16 protein-coding genes and 1 rRNA gene are annotated in these 26,532 nt (G+C 42.3%); 16 read left to right on the top strand and 1 reads right to left on the bottom strand.

Translation table 11 applies throughout. The features are described from left to right. The 5 genes from rrf to ybeY all read left to right on the top strand — a co-directional run. Positions 1-79, top strand: a 5S ribosomal RNA gene (rrf, locus tag EWE74_RS21575); the annotation flags it as partial. A gap of 126 nt (positions 80-205) precedes the next feature. Then, the gene (dnaG, locus tag EWE74_RS16880; RefSeq protein WP_130142841.1) at positions 206-2,191 is read left to right on the top strand and encodes a DNA primase; all 1,986 of its coding nucleotides are present in this window, start codon (positions 206-208) and stop codon (positions 2,189-2,191) included. Positions 2,192-2,251: 60 nt separating this feature from the next. Next, positions 2,252-3,316 carry a glutaminyl-peptide cyclotransferase gene (locus EWE74_RS16885; RefSeq protein WP_130142842.1) on the top strand — a complete coding sequence of 355 codons (1,065 nt, stop codon included), beginning with the start codon at positions 2,252-2,254 and terminating at the stop codon, positions 3,314-3,316. A 31-nt stretch (positions 3,317-3,347) separates the two neighbouring features. Beyond that, on the top strand, positions 3,348-3,761 hold the full coding sequence (gene ruvX / locus EWE74_RS16890) for a Holliday junction resolvase RuvX (RefSeq protein WP_130142843.1): 414 nt from the start codon (positions 3,348-3,350) through the stop codon (positions 3,759-3,761). A 4-nt stretch (positions 3,762-3,765) separates the two neighbouring features. Next, the gene (gene ybeY / locus EWE74_RS16895) at positions 3,766-4,200 is read left to right on the top strand and encodes an rRNA maturation RNase YbeY (RefSeq protein WP_130142844.1); all 435 of its coding nucleotides are present in this window, start codon (positions 3,766-3,768) and stop codon (positions 4,198-4,200) included. A gap of 64 nt (positions 4,201-4,264) precedes the next feature. On the opposite strand, the gene EWE74_RS16900 is transcribed toward ybeY, so the two are convergent. Then, complete coding sequence (locus tag EWE74_RS16900; protein WP_130142845.1) at positions 4,265-4,684, bottom strand: nucleoside-diphosphate kinase; 420 nt, start codon at positions 4,682-4,684, stop codon at positions 4,265-4,267. Between the two features lie 263 nt (positions 4,685-4,947). On the opposite strand from EWE74_RS16900, the gene EWE74_RS16905 reads away from it, so the two are divergent. From EWE74_RS16905 to EWE74_RS16955, 11 genes are all read left to right on the top strand, one after another. Then, positions 4,948-5,436, top strand: a complete 489-nt coding sequence (locus tag EWE74_RS16905) for a MarR family winged helix-turn-helix transcriptional regulator (protein WP_130142846.1) — start codon at positions 4,948-4,950, stop codon at positions 5,434-5,436. A gap of 33 nt (positions 5,437-5,469) precedes the next feature. Beyond that, positions 5,470-7,896: a 3-hydroxyacyl-CoA dehydrogenase/enoyl-CoA hydratase family protein gene (locus tag EWE74_RS16910; protein ID WP_130142847.1), complete on the top strand. Its 2,427-nt coding sequence runs from the start codon at positions 5,470-5,472 to the stop codon at positions 7,894-7,896. 6 nt (positions 7,897-7,902) lie between these two features. After that, positions 7,903-9,078 carry an acetyl-CoA C-acyltransferase gene (locus EWE74_RS16915; protein WP_130142848.1) on the top strand — a complete coding sequence of 392 codons (1,176 nt, stop codon included), beginning with the start codon at positions 7,903-7,905 and terminating at the stop codon, positions 9,076-9,078. Positions 9,079-9,092: 14 nt separating this feature from the next. Next, a complete protein-coding gene (locus EWE74_RS16920) occupies positions 9,093-10,874 on the top strand; it encodes an acyl-CoA dehydrogenase family protein (protein ID WP_130142849.1) in 1,782 nt (593 codons plus the stop codon). Between the two features lie 172 nt (positions 10,875-11,046). Continuing rightward, positions 11,047-11,949, top strand: a complete 903-nt coding sequence (locus tag EWE74_RS16925; protein ID WP_130142850.1) for a sulfite exporter TauE/SafE family protein — start codon at positions 11,047-11,049, stop codon at positions 11,947-11,949. A 385-nt stretch (positions 11,950-12,334) separates the two neighbouring features. Then, a complete protein-coding gene (locus tag EWE74_RS16930) occupies positions 12,335-14,926 on the top strand; it encodes a TonB-dependent receptor (RefSeq protein WP_130142851.1) in 2,592 nt (863 codons plus the stop codon). Between the two features lie 148 nt (positions 14,927-15,074). Beyond that, positions 15,075-18,215: a SusC/RagA family TonB-linked outer membrane protein gene (locus EWE74_RS16935; protein WP_130142852.1), complete on the top strand. Its 3,141-nt coding sequence runs from the start codon at positions 15,075-15,077 to the stop codon at positions 18,213-18,215. A 2-nt stretch (positions 18,216-18,217) separates the two neighbouring features. Beyond that, positions 18,218-19,678, top strand: coding sequence for a RagB/SusD family nutrient uptake outer membrane protein (locus tag EWE74_RS16940; RefSeq protein WP_130142853.1), 1,461 nt, complete (start codon positions 18,218-18,220; stop codon positions 19,676-19,678). Between the two features lie 4 nt (positions 19,679-19,682). Further along, positions 19,683-21,584 carry a sulfatase-like hydrolase/transferase gene (locus EWE74_RS16945; protein WP_130142854.1) on the top strand — a complete coding sequence of 634 codons (1,902 nt, stop codon included), beginning with the start codon at positions 19,683-19,685 and terminating at the stop codon, positions 21,582-21,584. A gap of 22 nt (positions 21,585-21,606) precedes the next feature. Then, on the top strand, positions 21,607-23,067 hold the full coding sequence (locus EWE74_RS16950; RefSeq protein ID WP_130142855.1) for a sulfatase family protein: 1,461 nt from the start codon (positions 21,607-21,609) through the stop codon (positions 23,065-23,067). Positions 23,068-23,410: 343 nt separating this feature from the next. After that, positions 23,411-26,521 carry a SusC/RagA family TonB-linked outer membrane protein gene (locus EWE74_RS16955; protein WP_130142856.1) on the top strand — a complete coding sequence of 1,037 codons (3,111 nt, stop codon included), beginning with the start codon at positions 23,411-23,413 and terminating at the stop codon, positions 26,519-26,521. The last annotated feature ends 11 nt before the right edge of the window (positions 26,522-26,532 follow it).

Consider the following 26,532-nt stretch of genomic DNA (forward strand, 5'->3'; position numbering starts at 1 on the left):
CCATTCCGAACAGAGCAGTCAAGCCCGCCAGAGCCGATGGTACTGCCGTAAAAGGTGGGAGAGTAGGTCGGTGCCGAACCTTATACAGGGCCCCTGCAGTATAACTGCAGGGGCCCTTTTTGTTTGTGAGGGACAAACTTCACACATTACTCGCTACTAAATTATTACCTTTGTATAAATCGCGTTGTCATTTTACAGATGATTTATGATAAAAAAAGAGACCATCGAGAAAGTTTTAGATGCCGCTAGAATAGAAGAAGTAGTTGGGGACTTCGTGGATTTAAAAAAACGGGGAACCTCTCTCATTGGTAATTGTCCTTTTCATAATGAAAAAACACCGTCTTTTCATGTATCGGTAGCGAAAGGTATTTATAAATGCTTTGGTTGTGGTGCCGGAGGAGACGCGCTTAAATTTGTTATGGAGCTGGAAAAATATTCTTATCCAGAAGCAATACGTTATTTGGCGGATAAATATAGTATCCCGGTAGAGGAGGTAGAACGTTCTCCTGCGCAGCTTGCTGCTCAAGATAAACGGGAAAGTCTATATGTGCTCAGCACTTGGGCTGGTAGATATTTTAAAGAACAACTCTGGGATACGGAGTCGGGTCAAAGTATAGCTTTATCTTATTTTAAGGAGCGTGGATATAGAGAGGACATCATACAGAAATTCGATTTAGGCTATTCGCCCGATCAATGGACCGCTCTCGTAGATGTGGCTATCGAAACAGGTTTTCATAAAGATTATTTAAAGGAAATCGGTCTTGCTATAGAGCGAGACGACGCGAGTCTTTATGATCGTTTTAGGGGCCGTGTTATCTTTCCTATTCATAATCTTACCGGTCGCGTTATTGGTTTCGGTGGACGTACGTTAAAAACGGAGAAAACTGTTCCTAAATACGTTAACTCACCTGAAAGCGATATATACCACAAATCGGATGTTCTGTATGGACTTCATTTTGCCAAGAAGGCTATAAAAGATAATGATATTTGTTATTTGGTGGAGGGGTATGCTGACGTTCTGTCTATGCATCAGGCCGGAGTAGAAAATGTGGTGTCTTCTTCCGGTACTTCTTTGACCTCCGGCCAGATACGTCTTATTTCTCGCTTCACGAATAATGTTGTCATTTTATATGATGGAGATGCTGCCGGTATTAAGGCCTCGCTACGCGGAACCGATATGTTGCTGGAAGAGGGACTTAATGTGAAGGTTTTATTATTTCCAGATGGTAATGACCCCGACTCTTATGTACAGACGTACGGCTCTACGGCATTTAAAGAATATATCGCTAAGCATCAGGAAGATTTTATTTTTTATAAAACAAATATCTTATTAAAAGATACGGGGGGAGATCCAATTAGACGTGCAGAAGTTATTAGAGAAGTAGTAGAGAGTATTGCTTTAATACCTGACGAGATAAAAGTTTCAGTTTTTATTCAACAGTGTTCACATTTGCTCGATATTGAAGAGCGTGTATTACTGACCGAGCTGAATAAAATACGTGTACAGAAAGCAAAAGCACAGGATAAAAAAATACAACAGGCATCTAGAACTTTAAATGACACCCCTCCGGAAGGTATGCCTCCTGCCGACTTATTTTTGACGGATGTAGAACGTGTCCAAGACGTTTCGTCGGGAGAGGAAACTCCTCAAACTATTACATCAGATACTTTACAGGAGAGGGAAATCGTACGTATTCTATTGAATTATGGTGAGGAACTTGCTATATGGGAAGGTGATGGAGATGTTCCTATAGCTCCTTTACTTTTGAGTGCTTTGGATGATATTGCCTTTGAAGATAGAGCAAGCGCCTTTATCGTTGATACTTTTAAACAGAAAGCCGAACATTTTGAAATTCCAGATACAAAATATTTCTTCTCACACGAAGACAAGGACGTACAGGATTTAGCGATCACATGTGTGGCTACACCGTATGAGCTTAGTCCAAACTGGAATGATGAAAAGCGTAAAATATATGTTCGGCAGGAAAGGGAGCATCTTAAAGAACTTACTATGCAAGCCATATATCGCATAAAAAAGCGGAAGGTAGAAAAAGAAATGATCAAAATCAGAGAAGAGCTAAAAGCGATGTCTACCGAAGAAGATATGGAGATTCTATTAGCCAAATATCAGAAGCTGAAAGAGGCAGAGAAGGTACTAGGCGTATTTTTGGGAAATATCGTGGTGAAATAGACGGTGAGTCTATGTTATCATATTATTTCTGTAAATTGGCACCGCACATACATAAGAACAATGAAAATAAATAATATTCTGTTTTTTGTAGCGTTTGCTATCGTGCTTATGGCAGGATGCAAATCGCAGAAAGGAAAATTTGAGTTTTTGTCGCCCAAATCCGGTGAAACAATTATTTTAGGAGAAAAAGTAGCTGTACGCATGCAATTTCCGGACAGTATGCTTGATTCTATTGTATATTCCATAGATGGGCGGGTTATTGAAAGCAAGCAGGATACAACAGAACTGCTGTTGGACACGGAATCTATTGGTCTTGGAGCACGTAATATGGTGGCCAAACTTTATCGGGAGGGAAAAGAGGATGTCGCATTTAGTAATATAACTATTTTGCCGGAATCACCTCGTCAGTATACGTTCGAAGTGGTTAATGAATATCCACATGATACAACGGCATTTACACAGGGTCTCGAATTTGAAAACGGCTTTTTGTATGAATCCACCGGTGCGGGCAACGATTTGATAACGTCCTTAAGGAAAGTAGAACTCACTACTGGAAGGGTTTTGCAGAAGAAAGAAATCACAGGTGCCGATGTGTCTGGTGAACCCTATTTCGGTGAGGGAATGACTATTGTCGAGGATAAAATTGTGATGCTCACCTGGCGCAATAAACTGGGGTATGTGTTTAATAAAAATACCTTTGAGCAGATTGGAACATTTAATTACCAACAAAGTACACAAGGGTGGGGTTTGTGTTATGATGGAAAGAGACTTATTAAAACCGATAGTTCTAATAAATTATATTTTCTAGACCCTAGCACTTATCAAGAGATAGGTTTTATCTCGGTGTATGATCACAATGGGGCCGTTGATTATATTAATGAATTAGAATATATAGATGGGAATGTATATGCCAATATATATGGAAAAGATATAGTAGTTATCATTAATCCTGAAACAGGTGCCGTTGAAGGACAGATCAATTTTGTAGGTCTGTATAAAAATGCTAAGAGACACGCTGTAGATGAAGAAATGAACGGGATTGCCTATGATAAAGTAGGCAAAAGACTGTTTGTTACAGGTAAACAATGGAATAAGCTCTACGAAGTGAAAATAGTAGAGCGTTAAGAAAATATCTTCTATTTCATAACAGACGGATATGCGCATAATGGCTTTTGATTACGGGACAAAAAGGATAGGTATTGCGGTTACCGACCCGATGCAGCTTATTGCAACGTCGCTGACGACTATCCACCCAGAGGAGATTTGGACGTTTTTAGCGGATTACCTTCAAAAAGAAGAGGTAGAAACATTTGTCGTGGGTAAACCCTTGCAGATGGATGGAACAGCATCACAGTCAGCTCAGCATATTGTTGGGTTTATCCGAAAGTTAAAGAAGACCTATCTAGCTATCCCGGTCGTCGAAATTGATGAACGCTTTACCTCTAAAATGGCTGCCAGCGTTATCGCACAAAGCGGTATGAAAAAGCAAAGACGACAGGAGAAGGGTTTGGTTGATACGGTATCGGCAACCATCATCCTGCAAACTTATATGGACTCTAAAGCATTTTAATACAATGGCATTAAGAGATATTTCGTTTTTCAACGAGGACATTGATTATAAAATCAAAGACAAACAAAAAATACGGCAATGGATCGGTGCAACGATTGCGGCAGAAGGCTTTGACCGAATTGGCGAATTAAATTTTATTCTCTGCTCAGACGCCTATTTGTTAGAAATTAACAAACAATATTTGGATCACGATACGTATACAGATATCGTGACATTTGACTCTTCGGAAGAAGATAATGTCATTGCGGGTGATATTTTTATATCCGTAGAAAGAACAGCAGAGAATGCGTTGAAGTTTGGTGTATCCGAACGTGACGAATTGCATCGTGTGATCATTCACGGCGTATTGCATCTATGCGGATACTTGGATAAGAAAAAAGAAGCTAAAGAGTTGATGACCGCTAAGGAGAACGAGTACTTAAGCAAGCGAGTTTTTTAAAGAAGCATATAAACAGAAAAGGGAAATCCAACGATTTCCCTTTTTTAAGTTAAGGCCTGAAGCCTTAAAATCTTTCGAATTGTGAGAAAAAGAAATTACCTTCAATTTCTGCATTTTCGTCCGAATCCGATCCGTGAACAGCATTCGCATCGATAGATTTAGCGTATTTGTTGCGAATCGTTCCTTCCGCTGCCTCGGCAGGATTTGTAGCACCGATTAGTTTGCGGAAATCTTCTACAGCATTGTCTTTTTCCAAAATAGCCGCTACAATTGGCCCTGAGGTCATAAAGCTAACTAAATCATTATAAAAAGGTCTTTCTTTATGTACGGCATAGAAATTGCCTGCAGTTTCTTTTGTAAGCTGGATGTATTTCATAGCGACGATTTTGAAACCGTCCGCAATAATATCATTTAAGATAGCACCGATGTGACCATTTGCTACAGCATCTGGCTTAATCATCGTAAAAGTTCTATTTGTTGCCATGTTGATAAATTTTTGTGCAAACCTAAATAAATTTACTTTTATACGCAATATAATCGCGTAGCATATAAAATAAATTTATTTCGCTCTCCTCAGCCATCAAGGACTATTTTATAGAGGAAATTTACATAAAAATTTGCTTATCACAGGAAATATAGGAAATTAGCGGAAGATAAAAGCCGCAAAAATATGACCTAAAAAAATTTGTTTTATCCAAGAGACTTATTATATTTGTTATGCTTGCATAGTAAAATATAAATCAAATTATGTCTCAAGACAATACCATAGATTATTTTTTAAAAACCTGTTGGCAGACGGTCGCTAACAAGTACAACATTATTGCTTCGCAATTCGGGTTCACTCAAGCAGCAGGATATATTTTGATCAATATACATAAAGAAGGTACCTCGGTTTCGCAAATTGCAAATGCTACGGGCGTGAAAACGACATCGTTGTCTCGGGTATTAAACAATTTAGAAACGTTAGGGTTTATCTATAGAGAGGTAAATGCATCCGATAAACGCTCGGTAAAGGTGTATTTGACACCGTTAGGTGTGGAAAAGCGAAAACTAGCGAAAGACGTCGTTCGGAGCTTTAATGAGTTTTTGGAGTCCCGGATTCCGGAAGACGAGCGTGCGCAGTTGATTCAGTCGTTAAAGAAGATCAACGCATTGACGGCAAGTTATCAGCTGGAACAAGAAGCAGGTGCAGAGAAGAAGGCTGAAGGTTCAAAGACGGTAAATATTGGAAAATAATCGGGAGACATTTTTACTAAAAAAAGTAATAAAATGAATAGACGTATTAAGAAAGTAGCTGTTTTAGGTTCGGGGGTGATGGGTTCGAGGATAGCTTGTCACTTTGCAAATGTGGGTATAGAGGTAATCCTGTTGGACATTGTGCCGCGTGAACTTTTATCACAGGAAGAGGCTAAGGGTTTAACATTGGAAAGCACGGTTGTTCGAAATCGTATAGTGAACAATTCTTTGGATACGGCTTTAAAAACTAATCCATCCCCCATTTATAGCAAACACTACGTAAAGCGTATACATACCGGGAATTTTGAGGACGATATGCCCGCTATTGCAACGTGCGATTGGGTAATTGAGGTGGTGGTCGAACGATTGGAGATTAAAAAATCTGTTTTTGAGCAGGTAGAACAATACCGGAAGGCAGGAACCTTGATCACATCGAATACTTCTGGTATCCCAATCCATTTGATGACCGAAGGCAGATCGGATGATTTTAAAGCACATTTTTGCGGAACACACTTTTTCAACCCACCGCGTTATCTGGAGCTATTAGAGATTATTCCCACTGCGGATACCAAACCGGAAATTGTCGACTTCCTATTGCATTTTGGAGATAAAATGTTAGGCAAAACGGTTGTATTATGTAAGGATACCCCGGCTTTTATAGGAAACCGTGTTGGTGTTTACTCCATGTTAGCGTTGACACATCTCGTGGAACAGATGGACTTGTCCGTAGAAGAGGTTGATAAATATACAGGGCCAGCGATGGGGCATCCTAAATCAGCTACGTTTCGTACCGCAGATGTCGTGGGGTTGGATACGTTAGTCAATGTTGCGCAGGGACTGACACAAAATGTTCCTAACGACGAGGCCAAAGAGGTTTTCCAATTACCATCCTATATCACCAAAATGGTGGAGAATAAATGGTTGGGCGAAAAATCGAAACAGGGTTTTTATAAAAAAGTAAAAGACGATAAAGGTGATTCGGTCATTCTTGCACTCGACTTAAAGACACTGGAATATAAAGAACAAGAGAAAGTTAAATCGGCAACCCTTGAGGCAACTAAGCCTGTAGAAGATATCCGTAAACGGATGAAAGTTTATGAGCAAGGTACCGATAAAGCCGGTACATTGTTCCGTGCAATGCATTACCCGTTATTTGAATATGTCTCCCGCCGTGTTCCAGAAATTACCGATGATTTTTATCGGATAGATGATGCCATGCGTACTGGCTTCGGTTGGGAACTGGGGCCGTTTGAGGTTTGGGATGCGCTGGGCGTGCAGGAAACGATTGATAAGATTCGGACAGAAGAGAAAAGGTTACCAGGACAGCAAGGTGAAGTAGCGCAGTGGGTACATGAGATGCTGGAAGCCGGACACGAGTCTTTCTATAAAGTGCAAGACGGTGTAAGGCATTATTACGACATAGGCTCTAAATCCTATAAACCGATTCCAGGAACAGAAGATTTAATCATTTTAGATCATATTCGGGACACAAAAACCATTTGGAAAAATTCGGGTGTGACTATTACGGATTTGGGTGATGGTATCATCAATTGTGAGTTTCATACCAAGATGAATACGATCGGTGGCGATGTTATCCAAGGCATCAATAACGCGATTGATTTAGCAGAAAAAGAGTACCAAGGCCTTGTTATTACGAATGACGGTAAAAACTTTTCGGCAGGTGCTAATATCGGCATGATTTTCATGATGGCGGTCGAGCAGGATTATGATGAGCTGAATACGGCGGTGCGTATGTTCCAAAATACCGCCATGCGGATTCGCTATTCGTCTATTCCCGTTGTCGTCGCGCCATTCCAACTGACATTAGGTGGTGGGTGTGAATTTTCGATGCATGCCGATTTCGTACAATTGCATGCGGAGACATACATGGGCTTGGTGGAATTTGGTGTTGGTGTTATTCCGGGTGGAGGTGGCTCTAAGGAGTTTGCTCTCCGAGCCTCGGATGAATATAAACCGGATCAAATTGTACAGAACACGTTAAAAGATCGATTCTTAACAATAGGACAAGCGAAGGTTTCGACTTCTGCCATAGAAGCTGCGGAGCTGGGATATTTGCAAGAAGGTAAATACGCCATCACGATGAATCGTAAGCGGTTGCTAGCGGATGCAAAGGCAAAAGTTTTGGAGCTTGCGAATGCAGGATATGTACAGCCGGCTCCTCGAACAGATATTAAAGTACTCGGAAATCAAGGATTAGGAATAGTTTACGTAGGAGCCTCTTCCATGTGGGAAGGGAATTATATCTCCGATCATGATAAGAAGATATCCGAAAAATTGGGATGGGTGATGTGTGGTGGTAATCTTTCAGAACCTACCGAAGTCTCTGAGCAATACCTCCTTGATATGGAACGAAAGGCGTTTTTGGAGTTATGCGCGGAGCGTAAAACATTGGAACGAATACAACATATGTTGACGAAAGGGAAACCTCTTAGAAATTAGTGAAACATGGAAGCATACATTATAGCAGGATATCGTACAGCAGTAGGAAAGGCACCGAGAGGTGGCTTTCGTTTCATGCGTGCAGATGATTTAGCGGCTGAAGTTATTAAACATATCGTGGCGACCGTGCCACAATTGGATGTGACGAAAATTGATGATGTCATTGTGGGCAATGCTATGCCGGAGGCAGAGCAAGGATTGAACGTCGGACGTTTGATTTCGTTGATGGGACTCGATACCGACAAAGTACCCGGTGTCACGGTGAATCGATATTGTGCATCTGGGTTGGAAACCATTGCGACAGCTGCAGCGAAGATTAAATCGGGTATGGCCGATTGTATTATTGCCGGTGGTGTAGAAGTTATGTCCGGCATGCCGTTTGGCGGTTGGAAAATCGTGCCGAATCCGGTGGTGGCGAAAGACCATCCGGATTGGTATTGGGGGATGGGACTGACAGCGGAAGCCGTCGCGAAAGAATATCATGTTTCGCGTGAAGATCAGGATGCTTTTGCACTTCGGTCGCATCAAAAAGCAATCGCTGCGATAAAAAACGGTCATTTGAAAGACGGTGTTGTGCCTATTAAGATCACCGAAAATTACCTAAAGGATAATAAAATTGGCACACGTGAATATATTGTAGATACAGATGAAGGGCCGAGAGCTGATTCTTCTGCTGAGGCGTTAGCAAAGTTGAAGCCGGTCTTCGCAGCAGGAGGTTGTGTTACCGCTGGGAACTCGTCACAAACATCCGACGGTGCGGCCTTTGTTATGGTCGTGTCAGAAAAGATGCTAAAGCAATTGAATGTTAAGCCGATAGCGCGATTGGTGAGTTATGCCGTGGCAGGAGTACCTCCGCGTATTATGGGAATAGGTCCGGTAGCTGCCATCCCAAAAGCACTGGAAATGGCGGGATTGCGAAAAGAAGATATCGACCTAATCGAACTGAATGAAGCCTTTGCGTCGCAATCACTGGCGGTTATCCGCGAATTGGGATTGGATGAAGAAAAAATAAATGTCAATGGTGGAGCAATCGCTTTAGGGCATCCGCTAGGCTGTACAGGAGCTAAATTGACCGTGCAGCTCTTAAACGAGTTGAAACGTCGGGAGAAAAGATACGGTATGGTAACAATGTGCGTGGGAACGGGACAAGGAGCAGCTGGGATATTTGAAATGCTAGATTGAGGAATTTATAAATAATGGAAACAAAAGCTATTAAAGGCGGGGAGTTTGTGATTCGCGAAACGCCTTATACGGAAGTTTTTATTCCGGAAGAGTTTGATGAAGAAGCGAAAATGATTCGCCAGACTTGTTTGGATTTTCTTGATACGGAAGTGTTGGACAAGCTGGATAGAATTGACGCGCAGGAAGAGGGGTTGATGCAAAGCCTTTTGGATAAAGCTGGAGAATTGGGCCTGTTAGGCGTGTCCATCCCCGAGCAATATGGAGGATTTGGTAAAAACTTCAATACGTCTATGTTAGTTGGCGAGGCGGTAGGTGGCGGTTATTCGTTTGCTGTAGCTCTTTCTGCACACACCGGTATTGGTACATTACCCATCTTATATTACGGAAACGATGCCCAAAAAGAAAAATACATCCCTAAACTAACATCAGGGGAATGGAAAGCAGCCTATTGCTTGACGGAGCCTAACGCAGGGTCCGATGCGAATTCGGGACGTTCCTCCGCAAAATTAAATGTAGAAGGCACGCATTATCTGCTCAATGGGCAGAAAATGTGGATTACAAATGGTGGATTTGCGGATGTATTCATAGTATTTGCAAAAATTGATAACGACAAGAATCTCAGTGCTTTTATCGTAGAAAGAGATTTTGGCGGTATTACCATGAATCCCGAAGAACATAAGATGGGAATCAAAGGCTCGTCGACAAGGCAGATATTTTTTAATGATTGTCCAGTTCCGGTAGAGAATCTATTATCTGAACGGGAAAACGGCTTTAAGATTGCCGTTAATATTCTAAATATCGGACGAATCAAATTGGGTGCTGCGACCATTGGTTCTGCACGTTCTGTCGTTACGCAAGCCGTAAAATACGCCAATGAGCGCGTGCAATTTAATTTGCCCATATCCAAGTTTGGGGCAATTCGTCACAAACTGGCAGAAATGGCTATTCGTTTGTACGCTAATGAATCTGCTGCTTATAGAGCAGGACAGAATATTGATGATGCTTATGCTGCGCTTGTTGCTGGCGGATTGGATGAAGCTAAAGCCAAATTAAAATCTACAGAACAGTTTGCTATTGAATGTGCGATTATAAAGGTATGGTGCTCTGAGATGCTGGATTATGTCGTTGACGAAGGGGTACAGATTTATGGAGGTATGGGTTATTCGGCTGAAGCGCCGATGGAGAGAGCGTACCGGGATTCGCGTATTAATCGGATTTTTGAGGGTACCAATGAAGTGAATCGCTTATTGGTCGTGGATATGCTATTAAAACGTGCCATGAAAGGAGAGCTGGATTTAATGGGACCTGCAACGGCGGTTGCAAATGAACTGATGGCTATTCCTGATTTCGGAGAAGAAGATACAGCTGCTTTTTCCCCGGAAAAGAAAATAATAGCAAACTTAAAAAAGGTAGGTTTAATGGTAGCGGGTGCTGCAGTGCAAAAATTGATGATGAGCTTGTCGAAGGAAGAGGAGATATTGATGAATATTGCGGATATTATTGGTTACGTTTATGTGGCCGAGTCGATATTGTTGCGGGCAGAAAAGATTTATCATACGCAAGGAGAGAGTGCTGCTGCTTTCCCCTTAGATATGGCGAGGGTGTATTTATATACGACATTGGATAAAGTAGCTACCGCAGGTAAGGAAGCACTTTACGCCTTTGCAGAAGGGGATGAGCTAAAGATGATGCTGGTCGGTCTGCGACGATTTGCAAAAGCAGAACCGTTCAATACAAAAGAAGCCCGCCAGCGCATCGCGAAGAAAATGATCGAAGAGAATAAATATTGTTTTTGATACATTTTGGTTTGGTTGATTTAGCCTGCCACGGTATACGTGGCAGGTTTTTTTATTTTTTTTAATAAAATCTATATATTTAGTAGACTTTGTGAAAATGTTTTTATATTTGCGGGGGCATCATAAATATGGATGTAGAATCTTTTTGATAAAAAATAAATAATAGGAATAAATGGATAAGGCAATAGCGGTTTTGGGATTAACCAATGTAAGTAAGAAAATTACGTTAAAGCATGTAGGGTGGGCTATTTTAGCGCTCAAACTCGCTATTGCAGGATATTTTATTTATCTTTTGGTAGAAGGGTTTCGTACGAATGCGTTTGAGTTTGGAGAGCGTTTTCTTTGGTTTATTTTAGCAGGGTTCGTAGCACAATTGATTGATGGAGCATTAGGGATGGCCTATGGTGTGAGTTGTACAAGCTTATTGCTTTGGTTGGGTATTCCACCAAAGTTTGCTTCTGCGAGTGTGCATACCTCAGAAATTTTCACGACAGGTGTTTCCGGTTTATCTCACATTCGTTTTGATAATATTGACAAAAGATTATTTTTTCAGATTGTCGTTACAGGAAGCATCGGTGCAGTCATCGGTGCTTATTTCATCTCTGATCTCTTTGACGGCGATTTAGTAAAACCTTTTATATCTTTTTATTTGCTTTTATTGGGTGTATATCTATTATACAAGGCGTTTAAAAAGAGGCAAGATAAGCCAAAGAAAATGAAACATACACCCTTGCTGGCATTTGCCGGTGGACTATTGGATGCTATTGGTGGTGGAGGTTGGGGTCCCATCGTAACCTCTAACTTATTGAGCCGTGGCAACAGTCCGAGACATACCATCGGAACAGTCAATACTGCTGAGTTTTTCGTAACTTACTTTGCTACAGCCGTATTTATTTTCGTGTTGGGTGTTCAGCATTTAGAGATCGTTTTGGGCCTAATCATCGGTGGCGTTATTGCAGCACCTTTAGGAGCGTATATCGCGTCGCGAATTAATCAGCGTCTACTTTTAATTTTGGTGGGCGTATTAGTCGTTATTTCATCAGGGTGGGGTATTTTTGCTGCTCTTTCGTTTTAGGCGAGTAAAGTTATGGCTCTCATATGGTAATTTATGGGCTTAATTTTTTTAAGAAAAAAAAGACTACTAAATTTATAGACTTTGTATAAAATATTTTTATATTTGCCCTGTCGTTTCAGTCTTCGTTGATAGCGACAATTAAAAATGAAGTAAACAAAAAAATGAAAAGTAACCATATTCAAAACAGGTCAATTAAAATGAATCAAGATATTATCAATATTTATAATCTTTCGCTACGAATGCGAATGTGCAGATCTTAATTTCTTCCCTCTTCAATAGAACACAGAAAGGGAAGCACTTGCTTCCCTCCTGTGTTTAATAACAAACCGCAAGTTCAATTTTGGCGTTGGCACTTGTTAGTATTTACTATTAAACATCCGAAAATATGAAAAATTATGGAGTTATACGATACTCAGCCCTCTTATTGTTTGTTTTTCTGTTCAAACAACAGGTATTTAGCCAGGTTCAGCCGCAACCTATCATTAATGCTACATTAGAAGGAATTGTTATTGATTCCCTTTCTAACGCTCCTATTGAAGGGGCTACCGTTCAATTAGAGGCAGTTACGCACAGTGTTCGCACGGACCGAGATGGAAAGTTCGTGTTTATCACTGGTCAGAAATTACCGCTCACGTTGATTGTTACAGTTGTCGGATATCAGCAAAAAAGAATTATTGCCAATACCTCGCCGATTAAGATCGTGTTGTCACCTAAACAGGAAACATTAGATCAGGTTGTGGTGACATCGCGAAGAAGACGAGAACAACTTCAGGATGTACCCATTCCGGTTTCCACAGTGAGAGCAAGTACCATAGAAGATGCGGGGGCATTTAATGTTAGTAGAATTAAAGAAATAGTTCCCACGGTACAACTTTACTCTTCCAATCCACGTAATACGACGTTAAACATCAGAGGGTTGGGATCTACATATGGTCTTACCAATGATGGAATAGATCCGGGTGTGGGATTTTATTTAGATGGTGTCTATTTGGCACGTCCCGCTGCTACATCCTTAGATTTTATTGATATTGAGCAAATTGAAGTATTGCGTGGTCCCCAAGGAACACTATTTGGTAAAAATACGACGTCGGGAGCTTTTAATATAACTTCCAGACAGCCCGAATTTACACCCAGTGCAAATTTCGAATTGAGTTACGGTAATTACGGTTATATACAAGCTAAAACATCTTTAACTGGTCCATTGATCAAAGATAAGCTGGCAGCTCGTGTCTCTTTTTCAGGTACACAGCGTGACGGAACTTTGTATAATGTCCATTCCGATCGCCAGATTAATGATATTAATAACTTAGGTGTGAGAGGACAATTGTTATTTACGCCGAATGAGAATTTAAACATATCATTGGCCGGAGATGTGACGAAGCAACGTCCGGATGGTTACGGCTGGGGTATCGCCGGAGTTGTTGAAAACCAACGATCAGCCTATCGCCAGTTCAATAAAATTATTGAAGACTTAGGTTATGAAATTCCCTACAAAAGTGCCTTTGAACGAAAAGTTGATTTGGATACCCGTTCTAAGGCGGACAATGAACTGGGAGGTGTTTCTCTTAACGTGGATTATAAAATTGGAAACGGTACATTGACATCGACATCTGCCTGGCGTTATTGGGATTGGGTACCGCTAAATGACAGAGATTACTTAGGGGTTCCTGCTTATACTATTTCAGCCGGAAATTCCGTACACGATCAATGGTCGCAGGAATTTCGGTATTCCGGTAATATTAGTGAAAAAGTAAGTGCTGTTGTCGGCGTATTTGGTTTGTGGCAGGATTTGAAAACGGATCCGGTACACACGGAAGAAGCTGGTGATGCATTATGGCGCTTTCAGCAAAACAATGAGTCGGCCACGCAATGGGGTCCGGGCCTGATCGATAGAGTTGGTATTCGCACCAAATATGGTATTAAAAGTACGAGTTTGGCCGTTTTCTCCCAATTTGATTGGGCAATTACCTCTAAATTACATCTATTGCCGGGATTACGGTATAACTACGATAAAAAAGTAGCCGATTACGACCGCAAGAAATACATCGATAACACGATAGATTACACGCCGGAACAACTTGCAGCGGTAAATAGTATCTATTCTGATCAAACATTTGATGTAAATGCCGACGCCGGAAATCTGTCGGGACAACTGTCACTCCAATATCGGTTTAACCCGCTTTACAATGCTTACGCAACCTATTCTAAAAGTTACAAGCCAATAGGAATCAACGTCGGTGGACTTCCAGTTATTGATGGAGAAGTCGCGACCGATTTAGCTGAGGTAAAGCCAGAATCTGTAAACCACGTGGAATTTGGCGTAAAAACCAGTCCCAACCGAAATGCTTTCTTGAACTTAACAGTATACCAGACGAATATTAAAGATTATCAGACGCAAGTACAGACGCCAGATCCGGGAGTAAACAGAGGTTACTTAGCCAATGCAGAGAAAGTGCGCGTACAAGGTATTGAACTAGATGGAAGTGTAAGGCCATGGGAATTTTTGAGACTGAATGGATCATTGGCTTATACGGATGGAAAATATGTTTCGTTCACTAACGCGCCTGTTCCATTGGAAGAAGTGGGAGGTCCCGAAGCCTTTAAAGATGTCTCCGGCGGAGAACTTCCTGGTATTTCGAAATGGTCTTGGTCATTGTCCGCCGAATTGACGGCAAAGGGGCGTTTGTTAGGATTGGCAGGAAATTACTTTTTTGGAACAGACCTTTTTTATCGGTCTAAATTCTCGTCCAGTCCGTCCCCATCGCAATACTTAAATATAGACGCTTATACATTACTAAACGCGCGTGTAGGATTCCGGGCGGCAAGCGGACTCTCTGTCATTGTATGGAGCAGGAATTTGACGAATAAAGATTATTATGAGCAGTTACTCGCTGCTCCGGGTAATTTCGGTCAATATGCTGGGGTAATTGGTGATCCGCAGACCTATGGGGTGACGCTGCGATATAATCTTAGATAATTTACGTTTAGTATTAGCTTATTTCTCTTTATTTAAGGAAGTATATAGGGGAATTGTTCCCCTATAACTTCTGCCTTATAATTATAATGTTACAAGTTCAATTGGCGTTGGCACTTGTTAGTATTTTCACTATTAAATGAAAAGGTATATGATAAAAAAGCGGATACTCCGGTATTCACTGGTAGCGGCATTATGGGGTAGCGCATCAATCGTGTATGAAGGATATGCACAAGAAATCAAACCTATCATCAATGCGTCACTGCAAGGTACGGTCATTGACGCGGTAACAAAAGAACCGTTGGAAGGCGTTACAGTACAACTGGATGCGGTTACACACACTGTGAAAACAGACCGGTTGGGCAGTTTTGAGTTTTTAACCGGTCAGAAATTGCCATTTAAGATAAGGGTATCTTTTGTAGGCTATGTGTCGAAGGAAGTTGTCATTTCTCTATCGCCCTCTATTATTGAGCTGGAGCCATCCACAGAAAATCTAGATGAGGTTGTTGTAGTGGGGTATGGTACACAACGTAAACGAGATCTGACGGGAGCGAGCACCAATATAAATTTCACAGAGGATATCAGCGGGCGCCCCGGTACAGAAATAGGTCAGGCATTGTATGGTCAGGCCGCCGGTGTACAGGTGATCACGGGTAGTGGTAAGCCGGGCGCGTCTAGTAGTGTACAGGTGAGAGGGATTAATTCTATTTCCGCCGGAAGCTCCCCATTGATCGTGGTCGACGGATTGCCTGTGCCAAATTTCGATCTTTCATTAATCAACAATGCCGATATAGAATCGATTCAGATACTAAAAGATGCTGCTTCTGCGGCTATATACGGATCTCGAGGAGCGAATGGCGTGCTTTTGATCACCACAAAAACAGGCAAGGCTGGACGTACGCGATTTGAGGCTAATTTTGTGTCTGGTTTACAACAGGTAATCGATAAAGTCCCTGTAATGAATGCAGCTGAATATGCGCAAGCTGCGATTGATGCTGCTCAGACCAGCTGGGTCGAGAGTGGAGGGGGTCCCAATGCACCGAATACAGTTGCTGCAAGGGGAGCTTACAAGTATACATGGCCGATAGCTTTGGAAAATCCTGAAACCCTACCCAATACTGATTTTCAGGATGTTATTTTTCGAACAGCTCCACTTAACCGTTTGGAGATTAGCGCCAGTGGCGGAAGCGAGAAGAGTACCTACCGCCTATCGGGAGGTATACTAAAAAGACAAGGTATTGCGCTCTACTCGGATTATGACCGTTACGCTTTGGGTTTCAATACAACTTCAAATGTGGCGGATTGGTTAGAAGTTGGTGGGAGCACTAATTTAAGCTACGATAGGGAGCAAGAGCCTTTTAACAGGATGTTTGAATGGGCGGTGCAGTATCCTAGTATTTATCCAGTCTATAGCGAAAACGGCTATTTGGGCGCACCGTTGAACCAACCGGGCTTTGAGAATTATAATGCCATCTTGTTTAGACCACAAAATGGGCATCCGCTCTATCGTAGCACGGATGAAATCTTACGAAACCGGTTCAATGCTATAGGCAATATCTTCGGGCAGGTGCGCTTGTTGGAGGGCTTGGATTTCAAATCTGCTTTTAACTATTATTATCACCGCAACGATGGTAGCAATTACCAGGCGAGAGACCATTTATTGGGATCATCCTATTACACGGAGGGCGCTATGTCGAGAGATCTTTCCAATACCATTGGCTATACCTTTCAAAACCTCCTTACCTACAACAAACAATGGGATCAACATCGTCTAGAAGCATTGGCAGGAACCGAATACAATTATTCCAACTACAATTATAGTTATCTGGAAAGAAGGGGTTATGATAACGATCTGGTGAAAGCTGTCAGTGCGGGTGCAAATGTCGCGGCGGCAGAGGATTTCGTAACACGTACAACGTTCATTTCCTATTTTGCGAGGGCAAACTATAGTTTTGCAAATAAATACCTTCTTTCCGCCAGTATTAGAAGAGACGGATCTTCGCGTTTCGCTCCTAATAACAAATGGGGATCGTTTCCTGCTATATCAGCAGGCTGGATTTTGTCAGAAGAGCAATTTCTGCAAGATGCAAACTTTCTCAGCAACTTAAAGCTACGGGCGAGTTTCGGTCTGACGGGAAATGACCGATTTGCAGATTATCGCTGGGTTGGTCAGATCGGACAAGGCAGGGCTGCTTTAGGAGACAATCTCTTGATCACTTATTATCCGTCGAGCATTACCAATCCAGATCTGCAATGGGAACGAACAAAGCAATATAATGTTGGTCTGGATCTTGGGCTGTGGGATGAACGTTTGCAACTGACAGTCGATGCATATCAGTCCAATTCGGATGGATTGCTCTTGGAAGTTCCCGCACCGGTGGTATCCGGATTTACTACCGTATTCAAGAATATTGGTGAGGTAGAAAACAAAGGGCTTGAAGTAAGCTTGGGAACCAATAATATCCAAACGGGTGATTTTTCTTGGGGCAGTAATCTCAATTTCTCGTTCAATCGGAATAAAATTTTGTCTCTGGGAGACAATGATGCCCCCATGATATTTAGCGGTTCCGTGTTCAGTGGTATGCAGAAGATCAATCAGGTTGGTCATCCGGCATTTGGTTTCTTTGGTTACCAATATGGAGGCGTGTACTTGAATCAAGCGGCTATTGACGCTGATCCCGCCGCTTATGCCGATGCCAGACCGGGGGATGGTCGATATATAGACGTTGATGGCAACGGTACACTGGATGCAGATGATCGAACCATCATCGGGAACCCAAATCCTGACTTTATCTACGGCTTTACCAATCGTTTTAAGTACAGGAGCTTTGATCTCAGTATTGTGCTTCAAGGTGTAAAAGGCGGTCAGATTATGGATGACAATGTACACCGTTCTTTGTTATACCATGAAGGAAGAAATTATCTAAAATCGTTGACCAACCGGTGGCGGTCGGAAGACGAGCCAGGTGATGGATACCATTATAAAATAAAGGTAGATGAAAACGGATATGAGAAAACACCGTCGAGTTATTGGTTGTTCAGCGGGTCCTATTTCCGTTTGAAAGACATCACGTTGGGCTACTCGCTGCCGTCCGCTTTTGCGGAACGGATCAAAGTGTCTTCGTTACGGATCTACTTTAACGGAGCCAATCTTTTTACAAGTAAGAGCGCACCGGTTTTTGATCCAGAAGGTTTCTCGGGCGATGCAGATGACGCCGGCAGAAGAGGAGTGAGTTCAAACACTTTTCCTTCAGCAAAGATTTATTCAATTGGTTTAAACTTAGCGTTGTAGAAATGAAGAAGACAATAAATAATATCATAATCGGACTGCTTGTAGTATCTGTATGTTTGTCTGCCTGCAATAGCGATAAACTGGAACTCTATCCTGAAACCAATCTTACAGACGGAAATTTTTATACCAGCGAAGCCGATCTTACGGCGGCAACAAATGATATATATCGGCAGTTGTCTAGACTTTTTGATGCCGGAGGAATTCCCGATTTATACGGAGAGCTATTCTCGGACAATGTATATATACGAACAACCACCGGAGCAAACAATTTTGCAGAGCAGATTAGTGAGCACAACATACGAACAGACAATGGATTTGTAGAGACAGCTTGGAATACCGCTTACAATGCTTTATATATCATAAACAATGTGCTAGACAGGTTGAACAATACGACAATAACGTTTGCAGATCCAAACCTGAAAACTCGCCTGGAAGCCGAAGCACTAGTAGCTCGTGCAATTGTTTACTATTACTTGACACAAGCATTTGGAGATGTGCCCTTCCCGCTCACTGTAGTTACACCAGAGGAGAGTTATGATTATCTGAGGGTTGACCGATCGGTGATCTACGAACGCCTTATCGCTGACCTCTTGCAGGCAAAGGAGCAACTTCCGGGGTCTTATACCGGGAACAATGTGGGGAGGATCACAAGCTATGCCACGGCTGCGGTACTGGCCAAGGTGTATATCGCCGACGATAATATTCCCGCAGCCATTACACAATTAGGGGAAATTATACAAAGTGGCCAGTTTTCGCTGGACGCCAACGGCGACGGTCAAATTAACGTTGCGGACTATGCGCACCTCTTCAGGTCGTCTACTAAAAATTCCAAAGAATCCATTTTGGAAGTGCAATATTTGGCAGGGCAAAACAATGTGAACAGCAACCATCAGACGGAATATTCGCCTTGGGATTTCGCTTTTCACTTGCCGGGAATTGGCACCACTTTCCGGGGTACTGGATTGAATACACCGTCTGCAGACCTGATTGCCGAATACGAGCGTGATGACCCGCGAAAGGATCTCTCGTTACAACTAGGCTTTACAAATCTGCAAACGAATGCTTTCGTAGATTATCCCTATACCATTAAGTTTTTGGATGAGAACTTTCTCTACCCCGGACAGAATGTCGAAGTCATTCGCTATGCCGATCTACTTTTGCTTTATGCTGAATTGACCGGTGATGCATCCTATCTCAACCAGGTTAGGGCACGTGCTGGTTTAGAACCTTACGGAGCATCAGGATATCCTTCCAGTGAATATCCTACATTAACGTTAGCCATTGAGCATGAAAGACGTATAGAACTGGCGTTCGAATTTCACCGGCTTTTTGACTTGGTACGTACCGGGCGAGCGGTCGAGGTGTTAACGGCAAAGGGGATACCGACTTCATCCAATGGTTTGTTGTTCCCGATTCCACAAAGCGCGATCGACATCAATCCGGGATTAACACAAAATCCGTAGGAATATGTTAAGAAAAATTACACAGTCTTTTTTGGTTTGTTTTCTGTTTGGAACCTCGTTAGTACTTAGTCAGCAGCAAACAGATCGCCCAAATATCATTTGGATTGTAAGCGAGGACAACAGCCCGTTCATTGGCGCTTATGGAGATGGGTATGCAACCACGCCGAATATCGATCGTCTGGCATCGGAAGGGGTGCTGTTCGAAAATGCATATTGTACAGCTGCTGTTTGCGCTCCGTCCCGCTCCACGCTGATTACAGGAGTATATCCACCGTCGGTAGGTACTGAAAATATGAGAAGCGAATATCCGTTACCGGCATTTTTGAAATTATTCCCATACTATCTCCGTGAGGCAGGTTACTACACCAGCAACAATGCAAAAAAAGATTATAATACGGTTGATCAGCCAGAAGTATGGGATGAATCAGGTCGGACGGCTACTTATGCTAATAGGAAGGATGGTCAACCTTTTTTTGCCGTTTTTAATATAGAGATATCGCACGAAAGCTCGATTTTCGATAATAAGACAAAGGAGCGCATGTTGAGGCAATTCGGTGTAGAACCACCAAAAGAATTGCAACAGCCTGATCCGCCATTGCGACACCATCCGGATAGTATCGTTTTGCCACCTTATCATCCGGAGACGCCAGAGATGAGACATGACTGGGCCTTGTATTATGATAAAATAGAGGAGATGGACGCAAAGGTAGGATCGTTGTTAAAGGAGTTGGAAGAGGCAGGTCTTGCTGAAAATACCATAGTGTTTTATTATGGCGACAATGGCGGTGTCTTAGGGCGGAGCAAACGATTTATGTACGAATCGGGGTTGCGCATCCCACTTATTGTACGCGTTCCGGAAAAATACCGGCACCTCAACCCCTATGGATCAGATGCCGTAGCGACCAGATTGGTCGACTTTGCTGATTTTGCCCCTACAGTACTGCAATTGTCTGGTATATCGATTCCTGGATATTACCAAGGCAAACCTTTCCTGGGACAGCACTTGGAGGCGGACGACAACGATAAAGAACTTGCTTTTGGTTTTAGGGGGCGTATGGATGAACGGATTGATTTGGTTAGAACCATCCGATATGGACAATACCGTTATGTACGTAATTTTATGCCGCATAGGCCCTATGGACAGCATATCCAGTTTCTCTGGTTGGCAAAATCCATGGCGTCTTGGGAAAAGGCATTTAATGAAGGTAAATTGAATGAAACACAAGCTCGTTTTTTTCTTCCTAAGCCTGTGGAGGAATTATACGACGTAGTGAAAGATCCGCATAACATACATAATCTGGCACAGGATCCTGCATATCAAGGTGTATTGGATTCATTGCGAAAAAAGACCTACGATTTGTTGGTCGAATTGAATGATGTGGGTTTCATTCCTGAAGGAGCGGCAGAAGCCCTTACGAAAACAACAACGCTTTACGATTACGCCCGTTCGGATCAATATGATGTGCGTAAGGTGTTGGATGTCGCATGGGCCGCTTCCGAACAAAATTCCGATAAACTTCCTCTTTTGTTAAAGGCATCTGCTGCTGCTGATCCGGTTATTCGTTATTGGGCCGCTACGGGGTTACTTATCTTAAAGCATAGAAATGACGATGTTTATCGTGCTTTGGTGCGATTATCCAAGGACGAGGTACCGTATGTGCGTATAGTATCTGCAGAAGCGCTTTACGGATTTGAGAGGAAAGAAGAAGCAATCCCTATTCTTATACAAGAACTGCATAGTGCCAATAATATGGTAAGGCTGCAAGCACTGAATGCACTGGTATCGACACAAGCGGACGAATTGAAGCCACACGAAGAACTGTTGAAGAGTATTGTAGAAAAAAGGGAGACAGAATACGACGTAAAAGCTGCTCAGTACTTGTTGACAACAAAATTTGGTAAATAACGGGCTTAAAAAAATTATGCTAATGAAAAATGTTTTTAAATGGTTTTGGATTTTTATCGGCCTATGTGTTTTTGGCGTGTCGTGCGGAAAAGTAAAACATACCGACGCTCCCAATATCATTTTCATTATTGCTGATGACGTGAGTTGGGATGATATCGGTGCCTATGGCAATCCCAATATCCGGACACCGAATATTGATCGCTTGGCTAAAGGAGGAATTCGATTTGACAATGTATATCTTACAACAAGTTCGTGTAGCCCTAGTCGGATCAGTATTTTGACAGGACGGTATCCACACAATACCGGCGCCGCAGAACTGCATAATGAAGCTCCACGGCATCTGCTCTATTTTCCCGAATTGCTGAAAGAGAATGGGTATTTCACGGCTCTCGTTGGTAAGTGGCACGAGGGTCCCCATACGGCACGGGCGTACGATACGTTGTTAGTAGACAAAAAAGCAAATGGCGAAGGCGGCGAGGATCAATGGTTGTCGCTATTGGAAAGTGTTTCTCAAGATCAACCTTTCTTTTTCTGGTTAGCTCCTTACGATGCACATCGCACATGGTCGGCCGAAAGTGAGTTTGATAAGCCTTATCTTCCTGAGGATGTCCGTGTGCCACCCACCTTGGTGGATGACGAAGATACTAGGGTCGATTTAGCAGCTTATTACAACGAAATCTCTCGGCTGGATGATCATGTAGGGCAGCTCTTGGAGGGATTGCAGCATAGCGGACAGTTAGAAAACACTATTATCGTGTTTACGGCAGATAATCCCCGGGCCTTCCCCGGTAATAAAACGAGACTTCTCGACCGAGGAATTAAGACACCTTTCATTGTACACTGGCCAGCGGGTATCAAGCAGGTCGGAGCTGTCGCAAGTGGAATGGTGAGTAGCATTGATATTGCACCGACATTGTTGGAAGTCGCTGGCATTTCCAAACCGAAAGAAATCCAAGGTCGGAGTTTTTTATCCTTACTTTCCCAACCAGATCAATCCTTCCGGGAATATATATTTGCCGAGCACAATTGGCATGATTACGAAGCGTATGAACGGGCCGTGCGCTCGACAGACTATCTGTATATTGTCAATGAGCGGCCGCAATTCATGAATGATGGTCCAATTGATGCCAATCAAAGCCCTTCGGCCAAATCCTTAAAACGTGGACTGGTGGAAGGATCACTCACTCCTCTGCAAAAGGAGGCCTATTTATACCCTAGACCCCGAGAAGAGTTTTACGACAATCGTGATACGACACAAATTGACAACCTCATCCAGGACGAGGCATATCAAGACGCGATCTTTAAACTACGCACCGTACTCGAAAAATGGCAAGAAGACACAGGTGATACATTGCCGGAGGTACTGACAAAAGATTGGTATCATCGACAAACGGGGGAGCCGTTGCCCGGAAATGGTATTCGTGGCGAAATACCAGGAGCAGCAAATAGGGCGGATACGATTACTAATCCGGGACCTTTTTAGTTGGATAGAGTCGTTAATTTTTAGAAAAGTCTACCTTTTTAGTAGTTTTTATGTTAATATTTATATCTTTGTTCAATCGTTTTTCAATTGGCGTTGGCAACGAGTGTAATTTTACTAATAAACAATTATCGTAATGAAAAAGTATGACATCAACCCTTTAAACAGATTCCTATCTAACCTTCCACTCTACGTCTTATTTCGTGACACCTGTCGAATGTGCCGTTAATATCGTGCTATCTTAAAGCAACAAAACGAAGAAATTAAATTCATTCGTAGGACTATTTATTTTCCATAAAAGCCAATTACTATTGACTTTTTCATCGTTCAACATTAGATATTTTTTATGAAATATATAAGAGTACTTCGGTATTCATTTTTGTCGGCTATTGTATTATTCTTTTTTATAGTAGAGACTTACGGACAAGTGTCGCCGACACCTATCATCAATGCAACATTGACAGGGTCTGTTATAGATGGGGTTTCTAAGGATCCGCTTGAGGGTGTAACTATTCAATTAGATGCGGTTACGCATAGTGTTAAGACAGATCGGAATGGAAGATTTCAATTTGTAACCGGCCAGAAATTGCCGTTCACATTGTCGATCTCCTATATAGGTTATGAGTCGAAAACAGTAGTAGTAAACACATCTCCAACAGTAATAGAATTATTTCCGGTTTCAGCAGATATCGACGAAGTTATTGTGGTCGGATATGGTGTGCAGAAAAAAAGAGATGTAACGGGTTCGGTATCCAGTTTGAAAGAGGCTGATTTTAATAGGGGAGCAGCAGTAACATCCGTAGATCAGCTTTTACAGGGAGGCGCAGCTGGCGTTAATATACAGCAGTCAAGTTCCGAACCGGGAGGGGGTGTTAACGTCCGTATTAGGGGTAATAATTCGATTAACGCTGGATCCAGCCCGCTCTATGTGATAGATGGGTTGCCTATTGATAATTCAACCAACCTCACTTCTTCTTCGGGCGAAGGGGGGATAGCAAATAATCTAGTCGCAAAGAATCCGATAAATTCAATTAACCCAAATGATATCGCGTCAATTGAAGTATTGAAAGACGCGTCAGCTACCGCTATTTATGGATCAAGGGCCGCCAATGGTGTTATTTTAATAACGACTAAAAGAGGTACAGCAGGACAGAAGAGACTAAACTATGGGGTTAACGTCGGTGTACAATCGTTGGCTAATAGGATAGACATCTTGAATACTGCAGAATATATTGATGTGGTCAACCAATTATCGGTTGAGCGTGGGGGCGATCCCGTTTTTGATTCAGAAGCGATCGCGACAATCGGTTCAGGAACAGATTGGCAAAGCGCCATTTTACAGAAAGCAGCTGTACATGATCACAATCTATCCCTATCGGGTGGATCGGAATCGTTATCGTATTTTACATCCTTAAATGTTACTTCTCAAGATGGTATCTTACGTAACACCGGAATGGATAGATATGCTGGTCGGGTGAATCTGGATGGTACTTTTGCTGCAAAAGGTAAGTTTGGTATAAACATAACAACCAGCAGGATAATAGATAATAATGCGGTTGACGGCAATAGCATCAATGAATCTGCAGGACCGATAAATGCGGCATTATTATACGATCCAACCGAATCTATCTACAATCCGGATGGCTCATTCACTCGTTCATCGTTTTTGACGATTAACAATCCTTTAAGCCTTGTCCACGGCATCCAAAACGAAAGTTCTTCAAACCGAACGCTTGGGAATGTTTTCTTTGAATATGAGATCGCGAATGGACTGAAGGCTAAGGTTAATCTGGGAACGGATCTTTTTTCACAACGTAGGGATATCTTCAATAGTAGGCTTACGATTCGGGGTGCCGCACAAAACGGAATAGCCAATATAGCGACGCTTGAAAAACAAGATATTCTAGGAGAATATACCATGAATTACAATAAGCAATTTTCGGGAGGGAATACACTCGATGTGCTTGGCGGGATCACTTATCAGAATTTTCAGATTAAACGTTTTGGTGGCTCGATAGGAAATTTCCCATCAGACAACCTCGCTACAAATAACCTGAACTTAGGCGATATCGCAACGGCTTCGCTCAATAGTGGAAAAGCAGAAAATACACTGTTATCCTATCTAGGTAGGGTTAACTATACCCATAATGATAAGTATATCCTGACAGGAACGCTTCGGGCAGACGGATCCTCGCGTTTTGGGACGGATAATAAATTTGGTTATTTTCCGTCAGTCGCAGCGGGTTGGTTACTTTCAAATGAATCATTTATTCCGCAATTTTTCAATAACTTAAAGTTAAGAGGAAGCTATGGTGTTACGGGCAACCAGGATATTGGAAACTACAATTCGTTACAAACCTATACAACGGGAGGAACTTTTGTGTCGGGAAATACATTAGTGGTAGGAACCTCGCCATCAAGAATCGGTAACCGTGATCTAAAATGGGAGTCTACTGCACAGTCAAATATCGGAGTAGACGCCTCTTTCTTTCAAAACAGATTGAACCTTACCGCCGATTATTTCGTGAAATCAACAAAGGATATGCTAATTGAACTCCCATTGCCATCAGGAACAGGATATCGTTCGATTCTTTCGAATATCGGAAGTATGAGGAACAGCGGAATAGAACTTTATCTGTCTAGTGATATCATACAAAAAAACAAATTTAGGTGGACCTCATCATTGAATTTCACGCACATAAAGAATAAGGTAACAGATTTGGGAGATGCTAAGCGGATACTCACGGGCAGTGCGGCAAATATTGGGAATGTAGCGATCATAACGGAAGGTGAACCTGCATTTTCTTACTACGGCTACAAGGTGATAGGTATCTTTAACGATGTAGACCAAATTGCAAATAGTGCGCAGCCATCTTCCCGGCCGGGATATCCAATTTTTGAAGATGTGAATAACGATGGAAGAATAAATGCTGACGATCAACAAATAATAGGTAATCCTTATCCAGATTTCACCTATGGGTGGCGTAATGAGGTGGCTTATGGAGATTTTAGTTTAAATTTCCTGTTTCAGGGGCAGTATGGCGGGGATATTCTAAATGGCAATATTCTGGAAAGCCTTTATCCCAGCAATTACCGGCGGAATATGTTGAGAATTACCGTTGAAGATCGTTGGACGGTCGATAATCCAGATGCCAAATGGCCATCAGCGACCGAACCGACTTCGTATGGCGGAGGGAAATCCAACACATTGGCGTTGCAAGATGCTTCTTACCTCCGGTTAAAGTATATTCAATTGAATTACAATCTTCCATTACGCTCGACAAAGTCTGTCAGGGGAATTCAAGTATTCTTATCTGCACAAAATCTATTTACCATAAATAACTACGTTGGGTATGATCCGGAAGCCAATGCATTAGGGGGAAGTAGTGCCAGAATAGATTTAAATACATATCCGTTAGCACAGGTGTGGTCTGCTGGTTTAAATATATCATTTTAATTCGTAATAGA

The sequence above is a fragment of the Sphingobacterium corticibacterium genome, from assembly GCF_004208525.1.
Classification (GTDB): Bacteria; Bacteroidota; Bacteroidia; order Sphingobacteriales; family Sphingobacteriaceae; genus Sphingobacterium; species Sphingobacterium corticibacterium.

Excerpts from the sequence above, each read along its gene's own strand:
- dnaG (WP_130142841.1), top strand. The coding sequence starts at position 206 with ATGATAAAAAAAGAGACCATCGAGAAAGTTTTAGATGCCGCTAGAATA.
- EWE74_RS16885 (WP_130142842.1), top strand. The coding sequence starts at position 2,252 with ATGAAAATAAATAATATTCTGTTTTTTGTAGCGTTTGCTATCGTGCTT.
- ruvX (WP_130142843.1), top strand. The coding sequence starts at position 3,348 with ATGCGCATAATGGCTTTTGATTACGGGACAAAAAGGATAGGTATTGCG.
- ybeY (WP_130142844.1), top strand. The coding sequence starts at position 3,766 with ATGGCATTAAGAGATATTTCGTTTTTCAACGAGGACATTGATTATAAA.
- EWE74_RS16900 (WP_130142845.1), bottom strand. The coding sequence starts at position 4,684 with ATGGCAACAAATAGAACTTTTACGATGATTAAGCCAGATGCTGTAGCA.
- EWE74_RS16905 (WP_130142846.1), top strand. The coding sequence starts at position 4,948 with ATGTCTCAAGACAATACCATAGATTATTTTTTAAAAACCTGTTGGCAG.
- EWE74_RS16910 (WP_130142847.1), top strand. The coding sequence starts at position 5,470 with ATGAATAGACGTATTAAGAAAGTAGCTGTTTTAGGTTCGGGGGTGATG.
- EWE74_RS16915 (WP_130142848.1), top strand. The coding sequence starts at position 7,903 with ATGGAAGCATACATTATAGCAGGATATCGTACAGCAGTAGGAAAGGCA.
- EWE74_RS16920 (WP_130142849.1), top strand. The coding sequence starts at position 9,093 with ATGGAAACAAAAGCTATTAAAGGCGGGGAGTTTGTGATTCGCGAAACG.
- EWE74_RS16925 (WP_130142850.1), top strand. The coding sequence starts at position 11,047 with ATGGATAAGGCAATAGCGGTTTTGGGATTAACCAATGTAAGTAAGAAA.
- EWE74_RS16930 (WP_130142851.1), top strand. The coding sequence starts at position 12,335 with ATGAAAAATTATGGAGTTATACGATACTCAGCCCTCTTATTGTTTGTT.
- EWE74_RS16935 (WP_130142852.1), top strand. The coding sequence starts at position 15,075 with ATGATAAAAAAGCGGATACTCCGGTATTCACTGGTAGCGGCATTATGG.
- EWE74_RS16940 (WP_130142853.1), top strand. The coding sequence starts at position 18,218 with ATGAAGAAGACAATAAATAATATCATAATCGGACTGCTTGTAGTATCT.
- EWE74_RS16945 (WP_130142854.1), top strand. The coding sequence starts at position 19,683 with ATGTTAAGAAAAATTACACAGTCTTTTTTGGTTTGTTTTCTGTTTGGA.
- EWE74_RS16950 (WP_130142855.1), top strand. The coding sequence starts at position 21,607 with ATGAAAAATGTTTTTAAATGGTTTTGGATTTTTATCGGCCTATGTGTT.
- EWE74_RS16955 (WP_130142856.1), top strand. The coding sequence starts at position 23,411 with ATGAAATATATAAGAGTACTTCGGTATTCATTTTTGTCGGCTATTGTA.